General features: G+C 41.2%; 1 protein-coding gene. It reads left to right on the forward strand.

The genetic code is table 11. The features are described from left to right. The first annotated feature begins 77 nt into the window (after positions 1-77). Positions 78-1,343, forward strand: a complete 1,266-nt coding sequence (locus ACFW2W_RS15110) for an IS701 family transposase (protein WP_378179514.1) — start codon at positions 78-80, stop codon at positions 1,341-1,343. Positions 1,344-1,360: the final 17 nt, after the last annotated feature.

Consider the following 1,360-nt stretch of genomic DNA (forward strand, 5'->3'; position numbering starts at 1 on the left):
TGGGACTTAAACTAAAATCAAAAGTCAATGGAAGTATAATACTGTAATAACAGACATTTCACGTTGAGGTTTGAGGGATGAAAGAGACAACTCCCGCCGCTATGCCCCCTTGCTTTGACAGATGGTGTAAACGCTTTGATGATGTCTGGACGCATCAAGCTCAAAAACGAGAGTTTAGAAACTATTTGGGGGGATTAATTGGGGAAAGCGGACGAAAAAACATCTCTCAAATGGCGTCAGACGCCGTGGGAGTAACTTACCACAGATTACACCATTTTTTGACGGAAGCGCCTTGGTCAGCCGAGAAGGTGAATGAGCGTCGCTTACAAGTGATGAATCAATGCAGCCAAACGAAGATCAGTCGGGGATTTAGCCTAATCGTCGATGACTCAGGTCATCGAAAAAGTGGCAATTTTACGGCTGGAGTAGGACGGCAATACATTGGAGAAATCGGAAAAACTGATAACGGAATAGTGGTAGTAACCACTCATCTGTATGATGGAGTAAAAAGCTTACCTTTAGATATAGAGTTATATCAACACGCTAGTTCTTTAGCTGAAGGAAAAAAATCCCCAGAATTTCAGAAGAAACCGGAATTAGCATTAGCTTTAATTGACCGAAGCTTGAACAGAGGATATCGACCCGGTATCGTTCTGATTGATGCTGGCTATGGCAATAATACGTCCTTTCTGCTTGAACTGGAAAAAAGGAAACTCAAGTATTTAGGAGGACTAGCCAAAAATCGCCGAATAATCATTGCTCAATCAGGAAAGGGTCAAGAAGAAATACGTTTAGACAATTTAGCTAAATCCCTGCCTGCTCAAGCTTTCACCCCTATCAAACTCAATTTGGAAAAACCCAAAAATGTGTGGGTGGCAACAACTGAAGTCGAACTGTCACGCCTCGAAGGGAAGAGAACAATTGCTATCGTCATGAATGCCTCAACCTTCGATTCATCTAGTGATATTGACTATTTTATGACCAATGTTGATTCATCGATTGCCACAGCCGAGTGGATAATAACGACTTATTCTCAAAGAAATTGGGTAGAAGTCTTTTACCGGGAAGCTAAGGGCTGGTTAGGACTAAAAGAATATCAAGTTAGAGATTCTAGAAGCTTAATGCGTCATTTCATACTTGTGTTTTGTGCTTATACTTTCATTTTATGGCACACCTTAACCGGAGGCTTAAGACGAAGGTGGGCGAACAAACCTTTAAACACCTTTCCTGAGGCAATAGAGGCGTTTCGTACAGCGATGTCTTTTCGTTTTATTGAGTGGTTGAACCACAATCAGAACGTATTCTTTGCTTATAAAGCTAGTTTGGGCTTTGTTTGGGGTTAAAATTTGTTTAAGTCCCA

The sequence above is a fragment of the Coleofasciculus sp. H7-2 genome (assembly GCF_042747725.1).
Classification (GTDB): domain Bacteria; phylum Cyanobacteriota; class Cyanobacteriia; order Cyanobacteriales; family FACHB-T130; genus FACHB-T130.